A 19,910-nucleotide genomic window follows, 5' to 3' on the forward strand; every position below is an offset into this window, starting at 1 on the left:
TTGTTGGCCAACATTTTCTACATCTCACTTCCAGAGGGCCGCTGGATAGCTCCCACTCTGTACAAAGTCTGTAATCGCTCTAACCATAGGAAACTTATCCTCTTTATAGGTTACCCCGTACCAGCGGCTACTAGTTGGAAGGACAGATACAGTGATCTTAGAGTGAAAAAGCATTTCTGAGATTGCTCTAGAGATATAGAATTCCTCCTCTGTAGCATTCAAATTTCTTGAAAGAAAGGAGCAAAAACTTTCTTCCAAGAGTGGAAACAGGCAGGGAGTTAGCCCCCAAAAGTTTAATGAAACGGCTTCTGTACCCTTAAACCGTTTTACTACAACATCTTCCGTGAGGCTCACAATCCCATCTGGACGATTCTCAATACTCAAATGCTCCTCTACCGCCTGTAACATTCCCAGCCAGTTGACAGCACATATTGCTCGGGAAACGGGTCCATGATCCGAAAGGGTGTTCGCTAGCTGAAACCCTGACATCATAAAGGCAGTGTGCTTTAGCCCAGACTGCGAGAAAAACAAAGCTGCATTGCGAAAAGCATCCTCTCCGTAAAAGTCATCTGCATTAATGGCAACAAAGGATTTTTTGAGAACATGACGAGCACACCAAACAGCATGCCCTGTTCCCCAAGGCTTACTGCGATCATTAGGCGCGGAAAATCCGGGAGGTAAATCGTTCAGATCCTGCAACACAAAACCTGCGCGTATATGCCCACTCAATCGCCGGAGAACTTTCCTACGAAACACTTCTTCAAACTCTCTACGTAGAACGAATACCACTTCGTCGAAACCATGCTGTAAGGCATCGTAAACAGAATATTCCATGATCACCTCATTGTTAGGGCCGACGGGGTCCATCTGTTTTAGCCTCTCATATCGGCTCCCCATTCCAGCTGCAAGAATCAAGAGAGAAAGAGCCATGAGGTTAATTATGCCATAGACAAAATACGGACGATGCAGTACTGCTCGAGCCGATCCGTTTAAAAAAACGAACGCAAGGCTTATGTCATCAGCCACTGCTGCTATAGCAAGCTTTTTGATTCTAATTTTTACAGGTACATTGTAGGTGCATGCTAGATCTGCTATGAAAATCACTTATTATGGGCACGCTTGCTTCAAAGTGCGTATTGTAGGAGCGGAGCTGTTGTTTGACCCATTTATCACCCCAAATCCACTCGCCAATCATATCCAGTTAGAACAGGTCTCGGCAGACTATATTTTCGTTAGCCATGGACATGAGGATCATTTAGCTGATGCCGCCTACTTAGCCCGCACAAGGAACATTCCCATTATCTCTAATTGGGAGGTCTGCAACTGGTTTGCAAAGCAGGGAGTGTGCAAAACGCACGCCATGAACCATGGAGGTACTCTGATCCTGCCATTTGGGAAGGTAAAGTATGTTTATGCGCAGCACAGTAGCAGCTTACCTGATGGCTCGTACGGTGGTAACCCGGGAGGATTTGTCGTGCACTCCAGCGCTGGGGCGTTTTACTACTCGGGTGATACCGCTCTGAACACTGACATGAAGTGCATCGGGGAAGATTTTCAGCTTAATTTCTCGGCCTTACCTATTGGTGATACCTTCACGATGGGATACGAAGACGCTGCGCGAGCGGCATACCTTACTAAGGTAAGGGATGTGCTTGGCTTGCATTATGATACATTCCCTGCCATTCAAATCGACCAGCAAACGGCTCTGCACCACTTCCAGCAAGCCAACCTGCAATTGCTTCTCCTCCCCATTGGGGCTTCCATTAAATTGTAGGCATAGCTCTGCTTATTCTCGGGTGTCTTTTTGCTCTCCTTGCATACCTTAGAAAGCAGGCCCCCTCTTTTACTTCTATTGATTCTATCTGAAAACGTATAGGACGGCCTAAAAACTTGTCGAGTAGACCAGAAAGAGTAGGGGCACGACATCCCCCAAAAATAAGTGGCTCGATTGTCAGGTTCACTTCTGCAACGGCATCCACTTCCAGCAGCGATCGCATTAGCGTAGGCCCCCCTTCGCAGACTAATGTGCGCACGTGGTACTGGAACCGTAACACACGGAGGATGGTTCTCACAGAGAATGATCTTTCGGTCAAGACGTTAATGATGACACCTTCTGGAAACTTCGATTGCATGCGAAGGAGTAAGTTGCAGGCTGTGAAAATTAGAAGAGGTGCCCGCATTGCGGAAAAAACCTTCATTCTTGGATCCAAGAGACCCCGTGCACTTACTAGCACGCGCAACGGCTCTGCTGGCTTACCAGCTGCTTGCCGTCTAGCTCGGAGATCTGCCAGGGAGATTCCCATCCGCATTTGGTCGATCTCTGCCGTTTTTCGGCCGACCATTATTGCATCTCCACGAGCCCGGATTTCCTGCAAACGCCTACGATCTTCTGCCGATCCGAATCCGCTAGGTGTCCAGTTTCGCGTAGATACTTTTCCGTCGGCGCTCATGGAAAAGTTGACGATGACTCTAGGCCAAAAGCTGCTCTGGCATTGTTTCATAAAAGCCGTTTTACGAGTCCAGCACAGGTAAATACCACTGGGCTGCGAAGCGCCTAGTGGAGAAATGCAATTATCTTGTGATTATCTTGCAGAAGATCTAGACTCCCCACCGCTGGTTTCCTGGGAAAGAAACATGTTCTTCCAGCGTTTGACTGATGCTCGAATCGCTCCGCTCCTACTAAAACCCTTTAAGTCCAACACAAAGATGCAGTCCTTTGGAAGAAGCGGTACTAGTCTTGGATAGTCGATCGTTCCACTGAATGGGGGAAGATTGTCGTCGTCCAATCCTTGAACATCGCGCACATGTGAGCCAACTGCCCGAGATCCAACGCGCTCTAACCATTCTTTGTGATTGACCAACGTAAGGTGCTCTTTAACCTGAGAGTGCCCAAAGTTATGCCAGTAACCGAACGTTGGATGACTTAATTTCTCCAGTAGGGCGAGGAGCTCTCGCTCGCTCGGGAACTCTTCGTAGGCTTTTCGGTTTTCAATACCAAGGCGGACCCCTTTTGCGCCAGCGTAGTCCCCTAACTGCAGCAAACAGTCGACAGCTCGTTCTTTTAGAGGAGCGGACCACCGCTCCCTGCAAAGAATTTCTCGGATTTTTGCTCGGGCAAATTCTTTCGTATAAAGCTTTCCTTGGAGTGCAAGCTGCCGCAAACGGCGATAGGAGCGGAGGCCTCCTACATTTCCAAAATGCAGTACCACACAGCTGGCGCCGAGCCTAGCTGCGTGATCAATAGTTCGTTGAGTGAAGCTAACAGCCCACCTGCGTTGGTCCTCTCTACAAGAAGTAAATTGCAAGAGGCTAAGATCATTCCTTTCCCTAGGAACAGGATAAAAATTGTGGAGACTGGAAATACGTACTCTTCCCCTTTGAACAAACTCGGAAATCTCGGTCACCATATGAGCATCTATGCCATGACTGAGTTCTATCCACTTAAAACCCAACGCCACAATTTCCTCAAGCATAGCCTTACTGGAATGATGTTTGTAGACATTCCAGGAGGTTGACATAGCTAGAATCCTCTCTGCCCCTAGGGGATACATCGGTTGAGCTCTGCACCCAATACTGGAACAGGATCAAGTTGCCATATCTCACGTGCATATTCTCCAACGGCGCGGTCGCTAGAAAATTTTCCTACCCGTGCGGTATTGAAAATTGCCATCCGTGCCCAAAGGGACTTATCCCGGAAGGTTGCATCAACACGTTGTTGACAATCACTGTAGGAACGAAAGTCTGCGAGGACGAGAAATGGGTCTTGATGAATAAGACTCTCTAGAAGGGGATTTAACGTCCCCGGTGGATCGCAAGGAGTAAAGTAGCCAGACCCCAGCCAGTCTATCACAGCACGGAGCTCCTCATCCGCGTGGTAAAACTCCTCTGGACAATATCCCTTGCGCAAAAGCGCCGCCACTTCGTTGATTTTCAGACCAAATAGGAAGATATTTTCTTCTCCCACCTCTTCGCAAATTTCAACATTAGCACCATCCAGCGTCCCTATAGTTAGAGCTCCGTTCAAAGCCATTTTCATGTTACCAGTCCCGCTAGCTTCTTTGCCAGCAGTAGAAATTTGTTCCGAGAGATCAGCTGCAGGTACAATCCGTTGGGCAAGGGAAACTCGATAATTTGGCAGAAATGCGACCTTTAGTTTTCCACTGATCCGGCTATCTCGGTTGATTACACTTCCCACAGAATTAATGGCCTTAATAATACACTTCGCCATGTCATAGCCTGGGGTCGCCTTCGCTGCAAAGACAAAAACTCGAGACACAATATCCAAATTAGGGTTCTGTAAAAGACGGCGGTAAAGCGCCAAGATGTGAAGAAGATTTAGGTGCTGGCGCTTGTATTCGTGGAGTCGCTTGATTTGAACATCAAAAAGCGCACTAGGATCTACAGTGATTCCACACTCCTGTTGAATCAAGCTGGCAAGGAACGTCTTATTGGCTAATTTAGCTGCCATAAAATCCTGCTGGAACTCAGGATCTTCTATGTAGTCCTCTAAAGCACGGAGTCGACTAAGATTTCTTATCCAACTGTCACCAATCTTCGAGGTGATAAGAACACTTAACCGGGGATTACATGCCAGTAACCAACGGCGAGGGGTAATCCCATTAGTTTTATTGTTGATTTTTGATGGGTAAAGCGCGTGAAACTCAGAGAATAGGTGCTGCTTAAGAAGCTGAGTATGCAGCGCTGCTACACCATTAACTGAGTGACTGCCCACTACACATAGGTGAGCCATGCGCACCATTTTTTCTCTTCCTTCTTCAATTAGAGATAGTGCACATCTCTTGCTGGTATTATGTGGCCACTTTTTTTCGACTTGTTCTAGAAGCTTAGAATTAATTTCGTAGATAACCTGTAAATGCCGCGGCAGAATTGCAGAGAAGGTAGCAACACTCCACTTCTCAAGTCCTTCTGGAAGAAGAGTATGATTTGTATAAGCAAATACACGAGTAACAATGGACCATGCTTGCTCCCAGGGCATTGCATAAAGGTCCAAAAAAATCCGCATTAATTCTACAATAGCGATCGCCGGGTGAGTGTCATTAAGTTGAATAGCAGCCTTCTCTGGAAGGTGTTCCCAGTTATCATTGTTTTTGAGAAACCGACGGAGGATGTCCTGCAAGGAACAGGATACGAAGAAATACTGTTGAATAAAACGTAACTCCCTACCTCGCTCAGTTTTATCATTTGGGTAAAGTACCTTGGTGAGAATTTCACTGCAGTTTTTTTCCAGAATGGCTTTATCGTATTCCCCCCGGTTAAAAGCTTCAAAATCGAAACTTTTGTCTGCGTGAGATGCCCAAAGCCGAAGGTAATTGACAGTCTTCGTTCCAAATCCTGGTACCGGAATATCGTGGGGGATACCTAATACCTTTTTGGTATTTACCCACTTCTGTACGCAATTGCCATACTCATCAAAGACATTTTCTACACGACCATAAAGCTGAACTTCTGTAGCGTATTCTGGCCTCTTGATCTCCCAAGGGGATCCAAAGAGGTGCATCCAATCATCAGGCAATTCTGCCTGGTAGCCATTATGAAACTCCTGTTTAAAAAGGCCATACTGGTAGTAAATCCCATAGCCAATGGCAGGGAAATCCATGGTGGCTAGCGAGTCCATAAAGCAGGCAGCAAGGCGGCCTAACCCCCCATTCCCAAGGGCCATGTCGTACTCCTCCTCGCGGAGACTGTCAAGACTCAGGCCCATTTCACCAATTGCTTGCTGGATCTGCGAGAAAATACCAACGTTGTGGAGGCTGTTGGAAAAGAGACGTCCCATGAGAAACTCTAGGGAGAAATAGTAAACACGTTTGACGTTTTTTCGGTAATGTTCCCTCTGAGTTGCAATCAGACGCTCGATAATAATGGTTCTCGCGGCTTTAGAAGTGCTGATCCACCAATCTCGGAGAGTCGCCGTTTCTGGATCTCGTACTAATCCAAGCCTTAATTGATTGTAGATTAGTTTTTTTAACTCTGGAACACTACTGGTATCAGTCATCAGCTAAAAGGATTTGGGTGGACTGCGTGTCATCAGGATAATCAACCGTTCTCATTTCTTGAGGCATAGCAAGTGAACAAGTCCCTTTGCAGTGAAGGGACGAAAAGGCACTTATCCTCTATTACGGCCGATCAGTCTAGTCTCATCTCCCGATATTGTACTAAATTATTTCTGGCTTAAGGAGTAGTTCTTCAACACGCCTTAAAAGGCGACTAGCAGCTCCCCCATCTAGTACGCGATGGTCAAAACTTAGAGTAAACTCAGAGAGGGTTTCAGGTAGCCATTCTCTGGTTTTTGCATTCCACGTAGGACAAATACGTCCCATTCCCATACCAAGTAGCAGTGTCTGTTCGGGGAGAGGAATGGGAGTAGCGAGGGTAAGCCCGAACACACCGTAGTTAGTTACTGTAGCAATCGATCCGCTAGTTTCCTTAGCGGGGAGCCTCCGTTGTTGTGCAAGGTCTACCAGGTGTCTATAACGTCCAACGAGATTCATTAGTCGGTATCGGTCGGCATTGTGGATGACAGGAACGAGGACTCCGTCTTCCGCTTCCACGGCAAAGCCGATGTTAATTGCAGGAGGATGAATAATATGGTGACCGATGAGACGTCCTGCCACAGCGCTGTTTTCACTCAATGCTAGAGCTAACGCACGTAGAGCATAAAGAGTCGGACCAGGTTTTTCTTGTTGCTTCTTTCGATGGGTCAATAAAGGATCCAACACTATTGGCAAAACAACCGTAGCTAGAGGGCGTGTCCAGCTACGACGCATAGCATCGGCCACAGCAATACGCATGGGGGAAGCAGGTGTAATTTGATTACGCTCAAGATCGACCAGGAACCGCTCAAGATCCCTAATGGTCACGCGACCTGCAGCTCCGCTACCAGCAATTCCGGCTAGATCTGCTGCATGCAGCCCAAGTTCGTTCATACGTGCCTTTATGCGTGGAGAAAGATAACTAGCCCCTCCTGTCTGCACGGGAACGGGAAGCCTTACTGTAGGAACCACTCTTTTTGTTGGCGTATTGCCAGAATACCGCTTTGTAGCTGAAGAAGATGAGGTAGCCGTTTTATCCACCATCCCTAGCCGTTGGGCTTCAGGTTCACTAACCTGCACGTACCCGAGTACAGAGCCAACTGGATAGCTCTGACCCACTTGAGCGGTAATTTTCACAAAGTTTCCACTACACGGGGCAGTCACTTCCATGGATGCCTTGTGAGTCTCCACTTCCATGAGACTGCAATCTGCTTCCACAGATGCTCCTTCTGGATATAGGATGCCTACGACGGTAGCTTCAGCAATCGATTCGCCAAGCTGTGGCATGGTGACAGGAATTTGGAACATGTGACTAAAACAAATTAAAGATCCATCAGCCGCCGAAGAGTGGATGCAATAGCCACAGCGGTGGGTCGATGGAAGGACCAAAGGTTAGGATGAAATGGCACTGGGGTTTCTTTTGCATTTAACCTCTGGGGAGGAGCATCCAGCAGCTCATATCCCTCCGAAGCCACCCGTGCAATAAGTTCAGCAGAAACCCCGCCCCAAGGCCAAGCCTCTCCAACACAGAGGAGGCGTCCTGTTCGTGCTACTGAGGCAAGTACAGCGTCCGTATCTAGGGGTTTAATACAGCGCAAATCTACCACTTCAATTTCATAGCCATCTTGTGTAAGCTCTTCAGCAGCAGCTAGAGATTCATGTAACATGGCGCTGTAAGTGACGATAGTGGCGTCATGGCCCTGTCGAGCCAAGCGTGCTCGACACGCTGGCACTGCCTCAGTTGGCAATGATGCTGCCTTTAAGTGATAGTAAAGAAACTTGTGCTCACAGAAGATAACTGGATCATCTATGGCAATTGCCTCCAAGAGCATACTGTAAGCATCCTCTACAGTCGCAGGTGTCATAACGATCAGCCCAGGATAGTGCGCATAAAGGGCTTCCACACTTTGGCTATGGAATGGGCCACTCCCAGCAGTTCCCCCAGAAGGTAATCGGATAATAATTGGACAAGAAACTGCAGTTCTGTAGAAGAGCGTCGCAGCATGGTTGACTATTTGATTGAATCCACAGGTAGAAAAGTCTGCGAACTGTATCTCTACAATTGGACGCATTCCTTCAATGGCTGCGCCAATGGCGACCCCTACAATTGCATCTTCACTCAGTGGAGAATCTAATACCCGGCCTGGGAACTCTATGGCTAAATTCTTTGTGGCTTTAAAGGCACCTCCAAATTTTCCGATGTCCTGTCCATACAGGAAGACTCTTGGGTCTACTGCTAAAGCATGAGCCTGCGCTGCACGGATAGCTTCTAGATAAGTGATACTCATCGATCGGAATAACTATCTCGTAATTCAACATTAGAAATGGCGCTCCAGTCTTCCTCTGAAGGGTCTGGAACCGGCTCTCTAAGCACTTTTGCGGAGAGCAATTCTACTTCCAAAGAGATTTCTCTTCGCCACTCCATTAATTCTGCCTGTGAAAGCCAAGAACGCTCTATTAGCGTTCGTTCGGCAAGGTGCATGCAGTCTCTTCCATAGGCTGCCTGGTAATGAACAGGATCTACGTAGTTTGCATCATCGTGCTCTCCGTGTCCTACAAGTCGAAGCAAAGTACCCACCACTAATTGAGGTCCTCCCCCCTCACGGGCCACGCGAACAGCTTCACCTACCACGCGCAGGCACTCTTCCAGATTGGTACCATCCACTTCGTGGCCTCTCAGGCCATATCCAACTGCTTTGTCAAGTAGATTCTTGCAAGCAAACTGTCTGGAAACTGGAGTAGAATAAGCATACTGGTTATTTGCTACGAGAAGTACCAATGGTACCCTCTCCACAGCAGCTACGTTTATACCTTCATGGAAGGCCCCTGTGGAAGTCCCCCCCTCACCGAGGCATGATCCTCCGACAATATCAGTTTCTCCCCGGAGGCGCTTTGCCATTAACCCCCCAACGACGACGGAGATCATTGCCCCAAGATGGCTAATCATCGCATAGCATCCTTGCCTCGGAGATCCGCGATGAATGTTACCATCTCTTCCCCTCATAGATCCAAGCTGGGACCCAAGATAAGTCCTCAAGGTGTCTAATATGGTGTCCCCAAATGCCATACGTCCAGCTTGATCTCGAATAAGTGGGGCGTAAATGTCACCCCTGCGCAGATGAAGGCCAAGAGAGACACTAAAAGCCTCCTGTCCTCTTCCAAGAAACACCCCACCTTTGATCAAGCCAGCACGGTATAAGCTAGCCAGCTTTTCCTCTAACAGACGTGCCACCAGCATGAAACGATATGCCTGGATGTACTGCCCTTGAGCAGTAATCTTTTGCAACTCTGTTTCTGGCGAGGCTGGCATGCAAAAAGTCGAAGAACTACTTCTAACAAAGTATTGTCTGGCTTTGGTTCCATACTAGCTGGGAATGGCGCGCCAAATCAAAACAACCATAGAAGCAAGTATGAGGACCAAAATGACAAATCTAGTCTTAGCGGCTTGTCTCCCCTTTGCGGGAAGATTGCAGGTAGGACGATGAGGAGACTTCCCCGAAAACATCCCAGGCAGTTTCCCGGAGATAAACGTCGCGCGGCGAACTACTCTTGTATATCGGTGCACCTCTTGATGCTTGCGTTTTGTCTCTACTGCAGCAGGTAAGTCTTGCAGTTGACGTCTCAGCAATGCCTCCTCTTGACATAGCTCTTTTTCCTGCTGTAGGAGTAGCCCTTGTTTAAGAGCTAATAGGCTTTTTCTACCCGAAAGCTTCTTTTTGATCATTCCACTGGACATTTTATCGTCGATAAACTCCTCCTAGTGTCCAAAAAAACAACCAAAAGAGCTAAAATGCCAAAGAAAATAAGCGGCAGGGTAAAGGCGAAACCGCTCTTCAGCCAATAAAAAAAGCCTTTGACTTCTGAGTCGAAAATGCCCTTGTTGCCTGTTACCAGGTCCTCAAAACCCGGAGTGTAATTTGACTCAGACATAAATTTTGACCTCATTGCTCCTTAAAGGACTTATAAGTGCCGTTTAATTGTTCCAGATGTCGTTAGTGGTGTCTGTTTCGGATTCAATGAGACTGTTTCCTTCCCTATCTGGTTTTGGCGTTCTTGTAGAGCCTCTAACTCTGCTCTTGCCCTTTGGACCTGAGATTCTAACTCTTCAGAAGTTGCTCCTGATAAGTCTGGATGAGAGTCAACACCAGAAATATTTGAAAGATCTGGAAATATGAACACGGTGCCAACGAGTTGCTACATTATGGAGCCTTCAGAAAAATTCCAAAGAAAAATATTTCTTAGCTATTAGCAAGTAGTACTACTGGGACGTCTCTGTGCAGAAATGTTCTGTCTCTAGACTCCAAGTTCTGGCCCGATAATCGAAGTGGATAGGCTAGAATCTCTACCAAAAGAAGCGCTCCTCGGATAAGTAGCTACAGGAGAATTCCATCCTAAGTAGCTGAGACACAACATAGACATGGAAAGTGACGCCAAGACAGAAACCTCTCTGTCTGGCAAGCAAGACCATGACCTACAATGCTGTAGCACCACTTTTGACGTTTCCTCGGGTCTTTACCCCTCAGTTAGAGAGCAAGCACACACATGCCCTAATTCAGCTAGGCGTTTCTGCGAATAGAGGCCATTATTGGTCGAGCAGAATAAATCTTATTAGGTTTCTCTTCCACTTCAGCACACGAAGAAGCTACCCATAGACTCCCCCTTTGCCCGACCTAAACAAACTTTCTTCCCTGAGAGTACAGTTAGCGCTGCGGCCGGTATCGAGCCGGGTAAGGTTTGGCCGCGATACCCTGCGGGCAGTGGTGCCATTATATGTGCTCCCCTCGGAATAAAAAGCCCCTTGTTAGTCCTGGTAAAGTTTCTACAAAAGAGACATCTCTCTGCCTGGTCTAAGAATATCACTTCGAACTCTAAAAATCAGATGGGCGTGTCCACTAAAATCGGACTTTGGTGTAAGAGCTGATTCTGGCTTAGTACAAAGTCGCCCTCTTAGGACGCTTCAGGCCCCTTCTGGAGAGGGGAAGGCATCGATTGTTCTCCTAACTCTTCATGGAGCAACGATGCTCTCTTGGTGCCATAACGCAATCATAACAGAGGAAAAGCGCAAGAACGCAGGTGGTAAACCCGGTGGGATCACCTTTTCCGTCAGACAGAGGCAACTTTTATGAGAAGTAGTGAAAAGGAATACTCCCTTAACTGAGGTCGAGTCCTCTAAGCGGAGGGATCTATCTCCGGGTATTCAAAAACTTTCCCTTCATAATTGCGAATCAAGACTTTCGTTTCGTCCTTGTATACTACGTAGTCAGGGTTGATCGGGATTTTCCCACCCCCAGTCGGGGCATCAACAACGTACTGGGGTACAGCATATCCCGTCGTGTACCCTCGCAGTCCCTTAATGATCTCAATCCCTCTTCTAAGAGGGACACGAAGGTGGGATGAGCCCCGAATAAGGTCACACTGATAAAGATAATAAGGCCGCACTCGACAAAGGAGCAACTTGTGGACAAGCTCACGCATAGTCTCTACACTGTCGTTGACTCCTGCGAGTAGAACGCTTTGATTACCCAGGGGAATTCCGTGGTTGGAAAGTTGGTTGAGTGCTTCCCGCGTCTCTACAGTCAGCTCCCGAGGATGGTTTGCGTGAATGCTTATCCAAAGTGGATGGAATTTTTGTAGCATCCTGCAAAGCTCAAGGGTAATCCTCTGAGGAAGAAAAACAGGAATGCGCGTTCCGATGCGTAAAAACTCAAGATGAGTAATTGCGCGTAAGTTACTAAGCAACTCCTCCAGTTTCCTGTCAGAAAATAAAAGAGGATCTCCACCAGAAATAAGGACGTCACGCACCTCATTGTGCTGTCTTAAATAGGAAAGCACCTGCTTAAAGTCGGTACGAAACTCATGTTCGCTTACTCCACTCACAATGCGACTACGAGTACAGTAGCGACAGTAGGCCGCACAGCGATCTGTTACCAGAAGCAACACCCGATCAGGATAACGGTGTACTAACCCTGGCACTGGCATATGCGAATCCTCTCCACAAGGGTCCATCATTTCTTCCAAGGAGCTCCTTCCCTCTTCCGCTCTTGGAATCACCTGTCGACGGACAGGGCAAGCAGGATCTCCAGGATCGATAAGGTTAAAAAAATGTGGGGTTACCGCCATCGCTAATTTTTTAGCGGATAACGAAACGCCTAACTTTTCCACGCGGCTCAGGCCAATGTATTTTTCCACTCCCTCCAAGGTGGTTATCCGTTCCCGCAGTTGCCAGTGCCAGTCAGACCAATTTTCTGCACCTATCTCCCGCCAAAAACCAGGAGCGTGGGAAACAAACCGAGCAGCTCCTCTGGATAAGTGGTTGTCCATGTGACACAAGACGGAGGGTGCATCTAGTTTTAGGCTGAGCAGAGAGGAGTCCAATTCATCGACTATCTCTAGTGAGGAGCAGCAAGGAGGTAAAAACGCGTGCGTGACCACCTATATTTTCTTGGTGTTTTAATGTCAACAAAAACAGTTGGTTACCCTGATGAGTTTTTTGTCGGAAGCATGGAAACCCAACGGAGGATTTCCGCGACTGGAGCTAACAAATCATAGGGAATCACATCACTAACTTTTGTTTTTTTGTAGAGAACTCTGGCAATAGGAACGTTCTCGATGACAGGGATTCCCTCCTCGCTGGCAATTCTAGTCATGAGAAGAGCTATGAAACCTGCTCCCTTAGCCCGCAAAATTGGCAAGGGGGTTTCTCTCCTAGCGTAGTAGATAGCGACAGCATAGTGGACAGGATTGGTGATTACAACGGTGGAACGTCGAGTGGCAGTGGCAGTGTCCTCGAGGAGTATCTCCTGATGAATTCCCCTACGTACGTGTTTTATCCTTGGATCGCCTTCAGTTTCTTTACTTTCCCGTCGAACTTCTTGTACGGTCATCATCAATTGCTTTGTGTGCAGGTATTTTTGTACTAGGAAATCTATGATTGAAAGGAGAGCCCAAACTGTCCAGATAACTGCACAGAAAAAGATGAGCATCTTGGAAATGGCCTGTGTGATTCCTGCAAAGCCAGCGAATGGTAAAAGAACAAGCTGCCCAACAAAGAACCACCCTATCCAAGTAATTACGCTCCCAAGAACCAAAATCTTGAGGACGGATTTTGTGAATTCGAACAGCGTTTTGATGGAAAAAATGCGCTTGAGCCCTTGCACGGGGTTAAGTCTTGTAAGCTCTGGATTTAGTGGAAAGAAGGAGAGTAAAAATCCAAACTGGGCGACATTCCCTACAATGACTGAAATACAAGATGCTGCGGCAACCAATCCAACCTCAAAGCATACGATCTTTGCAGCCTGTTGCAGACAGGGGGATATCGCTTCTTTCTTTTTCGGAAGAGAAAGAAAGATGGTTGCAAACAGATCCTCTAGCCAGAGTTTGACGTGCGGGAAACTGAAGAACACAGTGGCCAGGATGATAGCAGCAGAAACAGTGATCACGACTTCTACGCTTTTCGCTACTTGACCACGTTTTCGTGCCTCTCCGAGACGCCTAGGTGTTGGCTTTTCCGTTCTTTCCGCTGAGCCGCGCTCCTCGCTCATGACAGGATTGAGCGAATCCAGATAGACAGGCTTTCGCTGCTGAATAAATTGCGTGAAAAAGCCCGTGCTATGAAGGGCAAGTAGACGATCACTAATAGAAATCCAGCCACACTCTTGACTGGAAGAGAGAAGAAAAACACATTGAGGGAAGGAACAAAGCGATTCATGAAGCCTAGCCCAAGGTCAATGAGAAGGAAAAGGACCAACAGAGGAGCACTGTAGAGGATGGAAAGCTCAAAGAGTTGCCTTGCCAGCAGGAAGAAGGCGCTTGTCTTTAACATTTTCAATTCAGGAAGAAAATTCCAAAGTGGATAGATTTCGAAACTAGTTAACAAAGCGGAAAGGAAGACTACGAATCCGCGTGTTGCAAGGAACAACATAATCGAAAACCGCAACAAGAGACCCCCCACAGGGGAATTGAGCCCCCTAAGAAGGGGGTTAAAGTAAGCTCCTGCTGTCGCTCCGCGTTGCGAGTCAATGTATTCCCCAGCAGCTTGCATAGCCCAAAACCCAATGCTCGATCCGAATCCGAATAGTAAGCCAATGAGGGTTTCCTTAACTACTAAGGCGCATAGTAACAGAGGGGAAGGTGGCTGTTGAGGAAATGGAGCCAGAAGGAGTGTGGGGATAAACACTAGCGCGGCAGAGAGAATAAAGCCACGACGTGGGATGCCTAATAGGAAGCCCGAACCAAAAAAAGGGGCGATAGCAAAGGCCGTCCCTATTCGCGGCACTGCGAGTGCTATAGTCATGATTACCTTTGCAAAGTCCTCCATTCACTCCTATCTGCGCTCTGCCCTCTCCCGTTACCACATTTCTTGGCTCAGTTATTCGGCCTAATCAAACCAGAAAAATTTTGAAACGAAAAGGCAGCAAAATGAATGAGATCACTGAATATCATATTCATGGCATAGATAAGTACTAATACAGTAGCAAATAATTTGATAGCATATGGGAGGCTTTGATCCTGAATCTGTGTTAAGGCCTGGAATAATGCTACACTAACTCCCAAAATAACTGTTACGAGGATAGGTGGTGAGGATACTGTTAGTACTAACATCAGTGCTTTGGAAGTAAGATAGACTGCCGTGTCCTGGTTCATATAATTCTTCCTTGTAATTTTTTCCTTTTTCACAGGCGATAGGTCATTACTAGGCCATCCAGGAGACGTGTCCAGCCATCCACGAAGATAAAGAGCAATAACTTAAAAGGAAGCGAGATTGCCGTAGGAGAAATCATGATAATCCCTAGTGCAAGCAAGATATTAGAAACGACTAGATCGACGACAAGAAAAGGTAAGTAGATGATAAACCCGATCTGGAATGCAGCAGTTAGCTCTGTAACTACAAAGGCAGGGACAAGAATAAGAAGACTACTTTCATCAAGCTTGTTATACTGATCTCTCGGCCAGCTCCTGCGTGCAATATCCATAAAGAAACGCCGCATTTCCAACTGGCTATTTTTTTTGAGAAACTGAATGGCAGGTGGGCTAATATCTTTCCAGGCTACCTCCATCTCCTGAAGGGTTGCTGTGGACCAGTCGATATGTTGTTGCTTAAGGAGGTCCCATGTTTTCAAGCAGACTGGCTGCATGATGAAAAGAGAAAGAATTATGGCGATTCCATTTAGTGCTATGTTAGGTGGTGTGGACTGAAGACCCAACGCGTTTCTTAAGATCCCCAGTACTACAATGATCTTTGTAAATGAGGTCACCAACACCGCCAGATATGGCAAGAGGGAAGCTCCTACTAACACCAGGATAATCTGAGAGGGATTAGGAAAGCTAAGAGTCATTGAAAAGCATAAGCCACTTATTCTCTAGTTACACTCTCTTCCTCGGACATAGTAGCCTGAGAAGCTTCCTCGGACATAGTGGCTACTGCGCTTGTCTGAGAAGTAGGATTGGCTTTTTCGAATCCGAATTCCCGTACTAAAATCCCTACCTCTTCTCCTACTTGGATTAATTCCCCTCGCCCAATGCTTTTCCCTTGCAGCAAGATATTGACTAAACAATCTGCCCGCGCGTGGATAGGGAAATAATGTCCTTGGCCCATACGCCTTAGTTCCCCCAGGCTAATATTCTGACGCCCCAGACTGAACTCAAGCGTTACCTCTGCATCATCCAACCACTGAGCCTCACGGGCTGTTGTGGGAGTTCTAACCTCATTATTAGGTGTTTGATAGTTTAGCGCTTCAGGCCCTAAATCATCTTTGTCGCTTTTGCTGTATTTTTCTGAGTATCTCATTAAAGGAGGAATTTCCTCGTTGTTAGAATGGGTGGGATTTATTGGTATTAACAATCCAGGTTGTCTTCCTTGAAAGACGCGGAGCAAAAAATTTCCCTGTCTCCAACGTTCCACTGGCCCTATCAATAAAATATCTCCTACTTCCAAGCAACTACACTCTCCCTGCGAGAGAGAGAGAAAACCAACTAACACGTCTGCAGATATTTTTAAAGACTCTGGCAATTTTCTAGGCACCACCGGCCAGGTAGTAGCGACAGCCTGTACCTGAGTGATTAGCCCTTCTTCCGCAGTTAAGCTGCCTATGATTTCTGGCTCATCATAATCGTTGGCCATTTCCCAATAAAGTGTAAACAATGCTCCCTCCTCTAGGAGGGGAGGGGACTCAATGAGCCGAATGGGGAGTTGGCTTACTTCAGAAAGTTTTGAGAAGAAGTCCTGCAACAACACCGCTACTACAGCTGAACGAAACGGCTCTACAAGAGTTTCCACACTCGGGCCACGCAGTATCTCGCGTAACCATCTTGTTGGCAACAGCTTACATTGAATAGTGCCAAAGCAATCACCTAGACAGATAGTGGCTATAACGGCGCTTTTGGGTATTGGCAGCGTTTCTAAGAGAAAACGAAACCTCCACTTCCTGCCCAAAGTAGATATTTTCAACTGGTATTGGGATGAAACCAAATTTTCCCACACCCGTATCTCAGTGGGAGAAATTTGCCTGGGTTTAAACTGCTCCCTCATGTCTCATTTTTCTGATAGGGACAAGCATTCCCTTTTCTCGTAGAAGCTCCTCTGTAGAAAGATCACCAGAGTACTTTAGCTTTAGTTGGAGCGGCCTAAAAGGGAAGACCTCCAAAAATCTACTGTGGATCATGCCGAGATGTGTTTGGATTACTGCAAGGGCCTCCTTGGAGGAGGTAACTATGCGTATAAGAAAATCTCCATTCGGCAACTTTTGCATCTCTATCAAGGTTTTCTGCAGTTTATCGGATCGAGGTTGTATACTTAAGGAGTGATCCCCCTGAATCTCCATATGAGATACGCTCTTGCTAACCAGCTCTTGAAGCTCACACTGCATCAGATTCAACATTCCCTTAGTAGACAGGCTAGCGCTGCCTTCAGTGGTTTCTTTTCCGCCACGAGCACAGTCTACAGTGGCAGACAATTCTGGTTCTTGAAGAAAGGAACTCTGCACCCTGCTGGAGACTTCTTTTATTTCTTCATCCCTGGCCCTTTCATTAAGTTTGAAACCCGGATGGAGAAAAAATTCCCCATTTGCCCCTGTGACAAAAAACGGCGGAAGGCACTGATTTTTTTCTTTTTCTTCCCAGTTAGTCTTCTCTTCTTCGTTGCTCTTGTCGTTTCCTCTCGGACTTTTACTGTGGCAGTCTACTGTGCTGCTTCCATCCTTTTTCCACGCTTTCGCAGTCTCTTCTCCATAAGGAAGGGAAGCGCTTTTGCCACAAGGTTTCAACAAGTAACTATCCTGACATTCCTCCATAAGGCTCCGAAAATAAGACACTCTAGAAAGATCAGATTTTACAAATAGAACTGGGTAGTGTTGCCCCTTGGACACAGCGGCTTGTATATCAGAAGAAATTTTCTCACTCATAAAAATTAGCCTTCAAGGACTTTAAAATGTATCTGCTGGAGGCAGCTTCCTCGTTTTCCTCAGATTCTGTATGTAGAAGTTGCTGTAAGTGGCAGAGGAGCACCCTCTTGTAAAAGCGAACCGCCTGATCGGACTTGCTTTCTGAGTATATGTGCTCTGTGCGTGCTCGTGATGTTTCTTCTAAGGCTCTAGTATAGGCTTCCTCTTTTTCTGAAGCAGCCTTCTGCAATTCCTTCAACTGTTCGGTGCGCCAAAAAAATCTGGCATACTCCTTCTCCAAACCCCTGCGATAAACCGAGTGCTTTGCACAGATGGCCTTAAGAGCAGTACTTGCCTCTATGTCTCGAGTATGTGCATAGTCCAGTGCCCGTTTTTCTGCGCGCTGCCATACTTGGAATGTCTCTTTTTGTCGGCGTAGACAAACTGATTTCTTTATTGCGGCAATCTGAGCTCTTGCCTTACGAAGTTTCAGAAATACTAGTGCTCTTTTTTTCTCCCGTTTGGCGTTCATCGTTGCGCCAATTCTTCTAGCTGGTGAATGCTCTCTTGATAGCTAAAGAAATCTTCAAACTTTTGCTGAAGAAAGCTACTGATCTTATCTCTTTTCGCGATGGCTTCATCAGTTAGACTGTCTACTCCCTCCTTATACTCTCCGATTTTTAATAGGAGCTCAGCCTCCTCATATTTGGCCATTAGCTCTCGCACTCGTCCTGCAGCGCTTGCCTGTTTAGAATCTATGATATTGGTCATTACGCGGCTAACGCTGTCCAATACAGATATAGCGGGAAAATGATTTGCTGCTGCTAGAGTTCTTGAAAGGACAATATGCCCGTCCAGTAGGGACCTAACTTCGTCCGCAACCGGCTCATTCATATCATCCCCCTCCACAAGGATAGTATAAAGTGCAGTAATGGAACCAACCTTGGCATTACCAGCACGCTCCAAGAGCTGCGGGAGAACGGAAAATACCGAAGGCGGAAACCCACGTCGGGCTGGAGGCTCCCCACAAGTTAATCCAACCAACCGCTGGGCACGTGCGAACCGTGTTAGGGAGTCGACTAACAGTAGGATGCGTTTCCCTTGATCTCGAAAGTACTCTGCAATGGTCGTGGCAACGTAAGCTGACTTGATCCACTCCAAGGGAGGACGGTCCGAAGTGCTCACGACAGCCACTGTGCGGTCTCTTGTGTCCTCAGTCAAAACCATTTCCAAAAACTCACGCACCTCGCGCCCACGTTCTCCAATGAGAGCAAGAACCACAACATCAGCATCAGTGTTCCGCAGAAGCTGTGCCAATAAAGCGCTTTTCCCCACCCCTGCCGCTGCGAAGATACCCATTCGCTGTCCCTCCCCGCAAGTAAGAAGCGAATCAATGGCACGTACTCCTAGACAAATCGGGCGTGATACCAGCTGTCTAGACAGTGGAGAGGGAGGCTTTCCATTAGCTGGATAGACCGCTTCAGGTATAAACTCAGCCTTTCCATTATCCATGAAGTTGCCAAGCCCATCTAGGACACGGCCCAGAAGTCCCTCTCCTACAGCCACCTCGTGTGTTTTTCCACTTGGGATAACTTCTGTTTCTGGAGAGAGTCCACCTGGATCTCCGAGGGGCATAAGGAGTACTTCGTCGCTCGTAAATCCAACTACTTCTGCTAGGATAGGAGTAGTGGAATGCCGTCTGCGTAATTCACAGAGTTCCCCGATCCTGACTCCATAAAGAACTGCCTTAACGAGCATGCCAATCACTGCTGTAATCCGACCACGCAGTGGCCGTGAACGCACAGTTTGCAGCGACCTACGAATAGGAGCAATCCAGTTCGGAGATATGCCCTGGTAAGGGGGGGCTGCCTTTTGATAAGTGGACTGAGCCTCGGTACTCATAATGCCTCTCGCATGTGCTCCTGGACGACCTGGAGCTGCGCCTCCAGGGAGGCATCGATTCTTCCTATGGGGGATTCAAGGACACAATTCCCCCTTCCAACCTCTTCAGAGGAGCGTGTTTCCACACGCATTTGCCTGGGTAAGAAGATTTTCTTCCAGCCCTCTAGTAGGATGTTAACGCCGTCGATGTCTTCTGGATGTACACAGAGAACTATCCACGATTGCTGTCGGAGTCGCTCGACTGCCGCCGTTGCAAGATGTAAAACACGTTCCGCAGCTGGTGTCGTCTGAATGAGGACTCGAACGGCTTCCACGATGGTCTCCACCATCTGCTCCTGGAGAGTGTTGAGGTACTCCAGTGTGTTTGCAATGACAGTCCAATGATGACGAATTGCTTCTCGGCGTGCCCTTTCACTACCTTGCTGGTAGCCAAGTCTCTGTTGAAGCCCCCACTCAATTTCTGCTTCCTGTCGTCTTTTTTGTGCTTCAGTCTTTGCAGCCTCTAATAATTCTATGGCTGAAGAAACAACTCTGTAGGAGGAAGCCTTGAGAATTTTTCCTTGTTGATGCATTAAAGGCA

19 protein-coding genes are annotated in these 19,910 nt (G+C 47.3%); 1 reads left to right on the forward strand and 18 read right to left on the reverse strand.

From position 1 onward, the window contains the following. Positions 1–24: 24 nt before the first annotated feature. Complete coding sequence (locus AMD24_RS03585; RefSeq protein WP_062100692.1) at positions 25–1,104, reverse strand: sugar phosphate nucleotidyltransferase; 1,080 nt, start codon at positions 1,102–1,104, stop codon at positions 25–27. Here AMD24_RS03585 and AMD24_RS03590 point away from each other — a divergent pair. Then, the gene (locus AMD24_RS03590; protein ID WP_062100693.1) at positions 1,094–1,774 is read left to right on the forward strand and encodes a metal-dependent hydrolase; all 681 of its coding nucleotides are present in this window, start codon (positions 1,094–1,096) and stop codon (positions 1,772–1,774) included. The genes AMD24_RS03585 and AMD24_RS03590 overlap by 11 nt on opposite strands. On the opposite strand, the gene AMD24_RS03595 is transcribed toward AMD24_RS03590, so the two are convergent. From AMD24_RS03595 to sctL, 17 genes are all read right to left on the reverse strand, one after another. Further along, positions 1,764–2,501 (reverse strand): RibD family protein, encoded by a 738-nt coding sequence (locus AMD24_RS03595; RefSeq protein WP_082383055.1) that lies wholly within the window; start codon positions 2,499–2,501, stop codon positions 1,764–1,766. The two genes, AMD24_RS03590 and AMD24_RS03595, sit on opposite strands and share 11 nt — an antisense overlap. 81 nt (positions 2,502–2,582) lie before the next feature. After that, positions 2,583–3,518, reverse strand: coding sequence for a sugar phosphate isomerase/epimerase family protein (locus tag AMD24_RS03600; protein ID WP_158404388.1), 936 nt, complete (start codon positions 3,516–3,518; stop codon positions 2,583–2,585). A gap of 20 nt (positions 3,519–3,538) precedes the next feature. After that, on the reverse strand, positions 3,539–6,013 hold the full coding sequence (locus AMD24_RS03605) for a glycogen/starch/alpha-glucan phosphorylase (RefSeq protein ID WP_062100696.1): 2,475 nt from the start codon (positions 6,011–6,013) through the stop codon (positions 3,539–3,541). Between the two features lie 160 nt (positions 6,014–6,173). Continuing rightward, positions 6,174–7,358 (reverse strand): 2-oxo acid dehydrogenase subunit E2, encoded by a 1,185-nt coding sequence (locus tag AMD24_RS03610; RefSeq protein ID WP_062100697.1) that lies wholly within the window; start codon positions 7,356–7,358, stop codon positions 6,174–6,176. 14 nt (positions 7,359–7,372) lie between these two features. Then, on the reverse strand, positions 7,373–8,338 hold the full coding sequence (locus tag AMD24_RS03615) for an alpha-ketoacid dehydrogenase subunit beta (protein ID WP_062100698.1): 966 nt from the start codon (positions 8,336–8,338) through the stop codon (positions 7,373–7,375). Further along, the gene (locus AMD24_RS03620; protein WP_062100699.1) at positions 8,335–9,360 is read right to left on the reverse strand and encodes a thiamine pyrophosphate-dependent dehydrogenase E1 component subunit alpha; all 1,026 of its coding nucleotides are present in this window, start codon (positions 9,358–9,360) and stop codon (positions 8,335–8,337) included. Before AMD24_RS03620 ends, AMD24_RS03615 begins: the two co-directional genes overlap by 4 nt. A gap of 54 nt (positions 9,361–9,414) precedes the next feature. Continuing rightward, positions 9,415–9,774 carry a hypothetical protein gene (locus tag AMD24_RS03625; RefSeq protein ID WP_062100700.1) on the reverse strand — a complete coding sequence of 120 codons (360 nt, stop codon included), beginning with the start codon at positions 9,772–9,774 and terminating at the stop codon, positions 9,415–9,417. A 1,445-nt stretch (positions 9,775–11,219) separates the two neighbouring features. Then, positions 11,220–12,371 carry a KamA family radical SAM protein gene (locus AMD24_RS03640; RefSeq protein ID WP_062100703.1) on the reverse strand — a complete coding sequence of 384 codons (1,152 nt, stop codon included), beginning with the start codon at positions 12,369–12,371 and terminating at the stop codon, positions 11,220–11,222. Between the two features lie 152 nt (positions 12,372–12,523). Further along, on the reverse strand, positions 12,524–13,591 hold the full coding sequence (locus AMD24_RS03645; RefSeq protein WP_062100704.1) for an EscU/YscU/HrcU family type III secretion system export apparatus switch protein: 1,068 nt from the start codon (positions 13,589–13,591) through the stop codon (positions 12,524–12,526). Further along, positions 13,588–14,367, reverse strand: a complete 780-nt coding sequence (gene sctT, locus AMD24_RS03650; protein WP_082383056.1) for a type III secretion system export apparatus subunit SctT — start codon at positions 14,365–14,367, stop codon at positions 13,588–13,590. Before sctT ends, AMD24_RS03645 begins: the two co-directional genes overlap by 4 nt. Positions 14,368–14,414: 47 nt before the next feature. Further along, positions 14,415–14,693, reverse strand: a complete 279-nt coding sequence (locus AMD24_RS03655) for an EscS/YscS/HrcS family type III secretion system export apparatus protein (protein WP_148565192.1) — start codon at positions 14,691–14,693, stop codon at positions 14,415–14,417. Positions 14,694–14,722: 29 nt separating this feature from the next. Further along, entirely contained in the window at positions 14,723–15,385 is a 663-nt protein-coding gene (gene sctR, locus AMD24_RS03660) for a type III secretion system export apparatus subunit SctR (RefSeq protein ID WP_062100707.1), read from the reverse strand. A gap of 17 nt (positions 15,386–15,402) precedes the next feature. Further along, positions 15,403–16,578 (reverse strand): FliM/FliN family flagellar motor switch protein, encoded by a 1,176-nt coding sequence (locus tag AMD24_RS03665; protein WP_062100708.1) that lies wholly within the window; start codon positions 16,576–16,578, stop codon positions 15,403–15,405. Next, positions 16,562–17,449: a hypothetical protein gene (locus AMD24_RS03670; protein WP_062100709.1), complete on the reverse strand. Its 888-nt coding sequence runs from the start codon at positions 17,447–17,449 to the stop codon at positions 16,562–16,564. Before AMD24_RS03670 ends, AMD24_RS03665 begins: the two co-directional genes overlap by 17 nt. Continuing rightward, on the reverse strand, positions 17,442–17,960 hold the full coding sequence (locus tag AMD24_RS03675) for a hypothetical protein (protein ID WP_062100710.1): 519 nt from the start codon (positions 17,958–17,960) through the stop codon (positions 17,442–17,444). The genes AMD24_RS03670 and AMD24_RS03675 overlap by 8 nt, the downstream gene beginning before the upstream one ends. After that, entirely contained in the window at positions 17,957–19,330 is a 1,374-nt protein-coding gene (gene sctN, locus AMD24_RS03680) for a type III secretion system ATPase SctN (protein WP_082383057.1), read from the reverse strand. The genes AMD24_RS03675 and sctN overlap by 4 nt, the downstream gene beginning before the upstream one ends. Continuing rightward, the gene (sctL, locus tag AMD24_RS03685) at positions 19,327–19,902 is read right to left on the reverse strand and encodes a type III secretion system stator protein SctL (protein WP_062100711.1); all 576 of its coding nucleotides are present in this window, start codon (positions 19,900–19,902) and stop codon (positions 19,327–19,329) included. Before sctL ends, sctN begins: the two co-directional genes overlap by 4 nt. Between the last annotated feature and the right edge of the window lie 8 nt (positions 19,903–19,910).

It is taken from the genome of Candidatus Xiphinematobacter sp. Idaho Grape (assembly GCF_001318295.1).
Classification (GTDB): Bacteria; Verrucomicrobiota; Verrucomicrobiia; order Chthoniobacterales; family Xiphinematobacteraceae; genus Xiphinematobacter.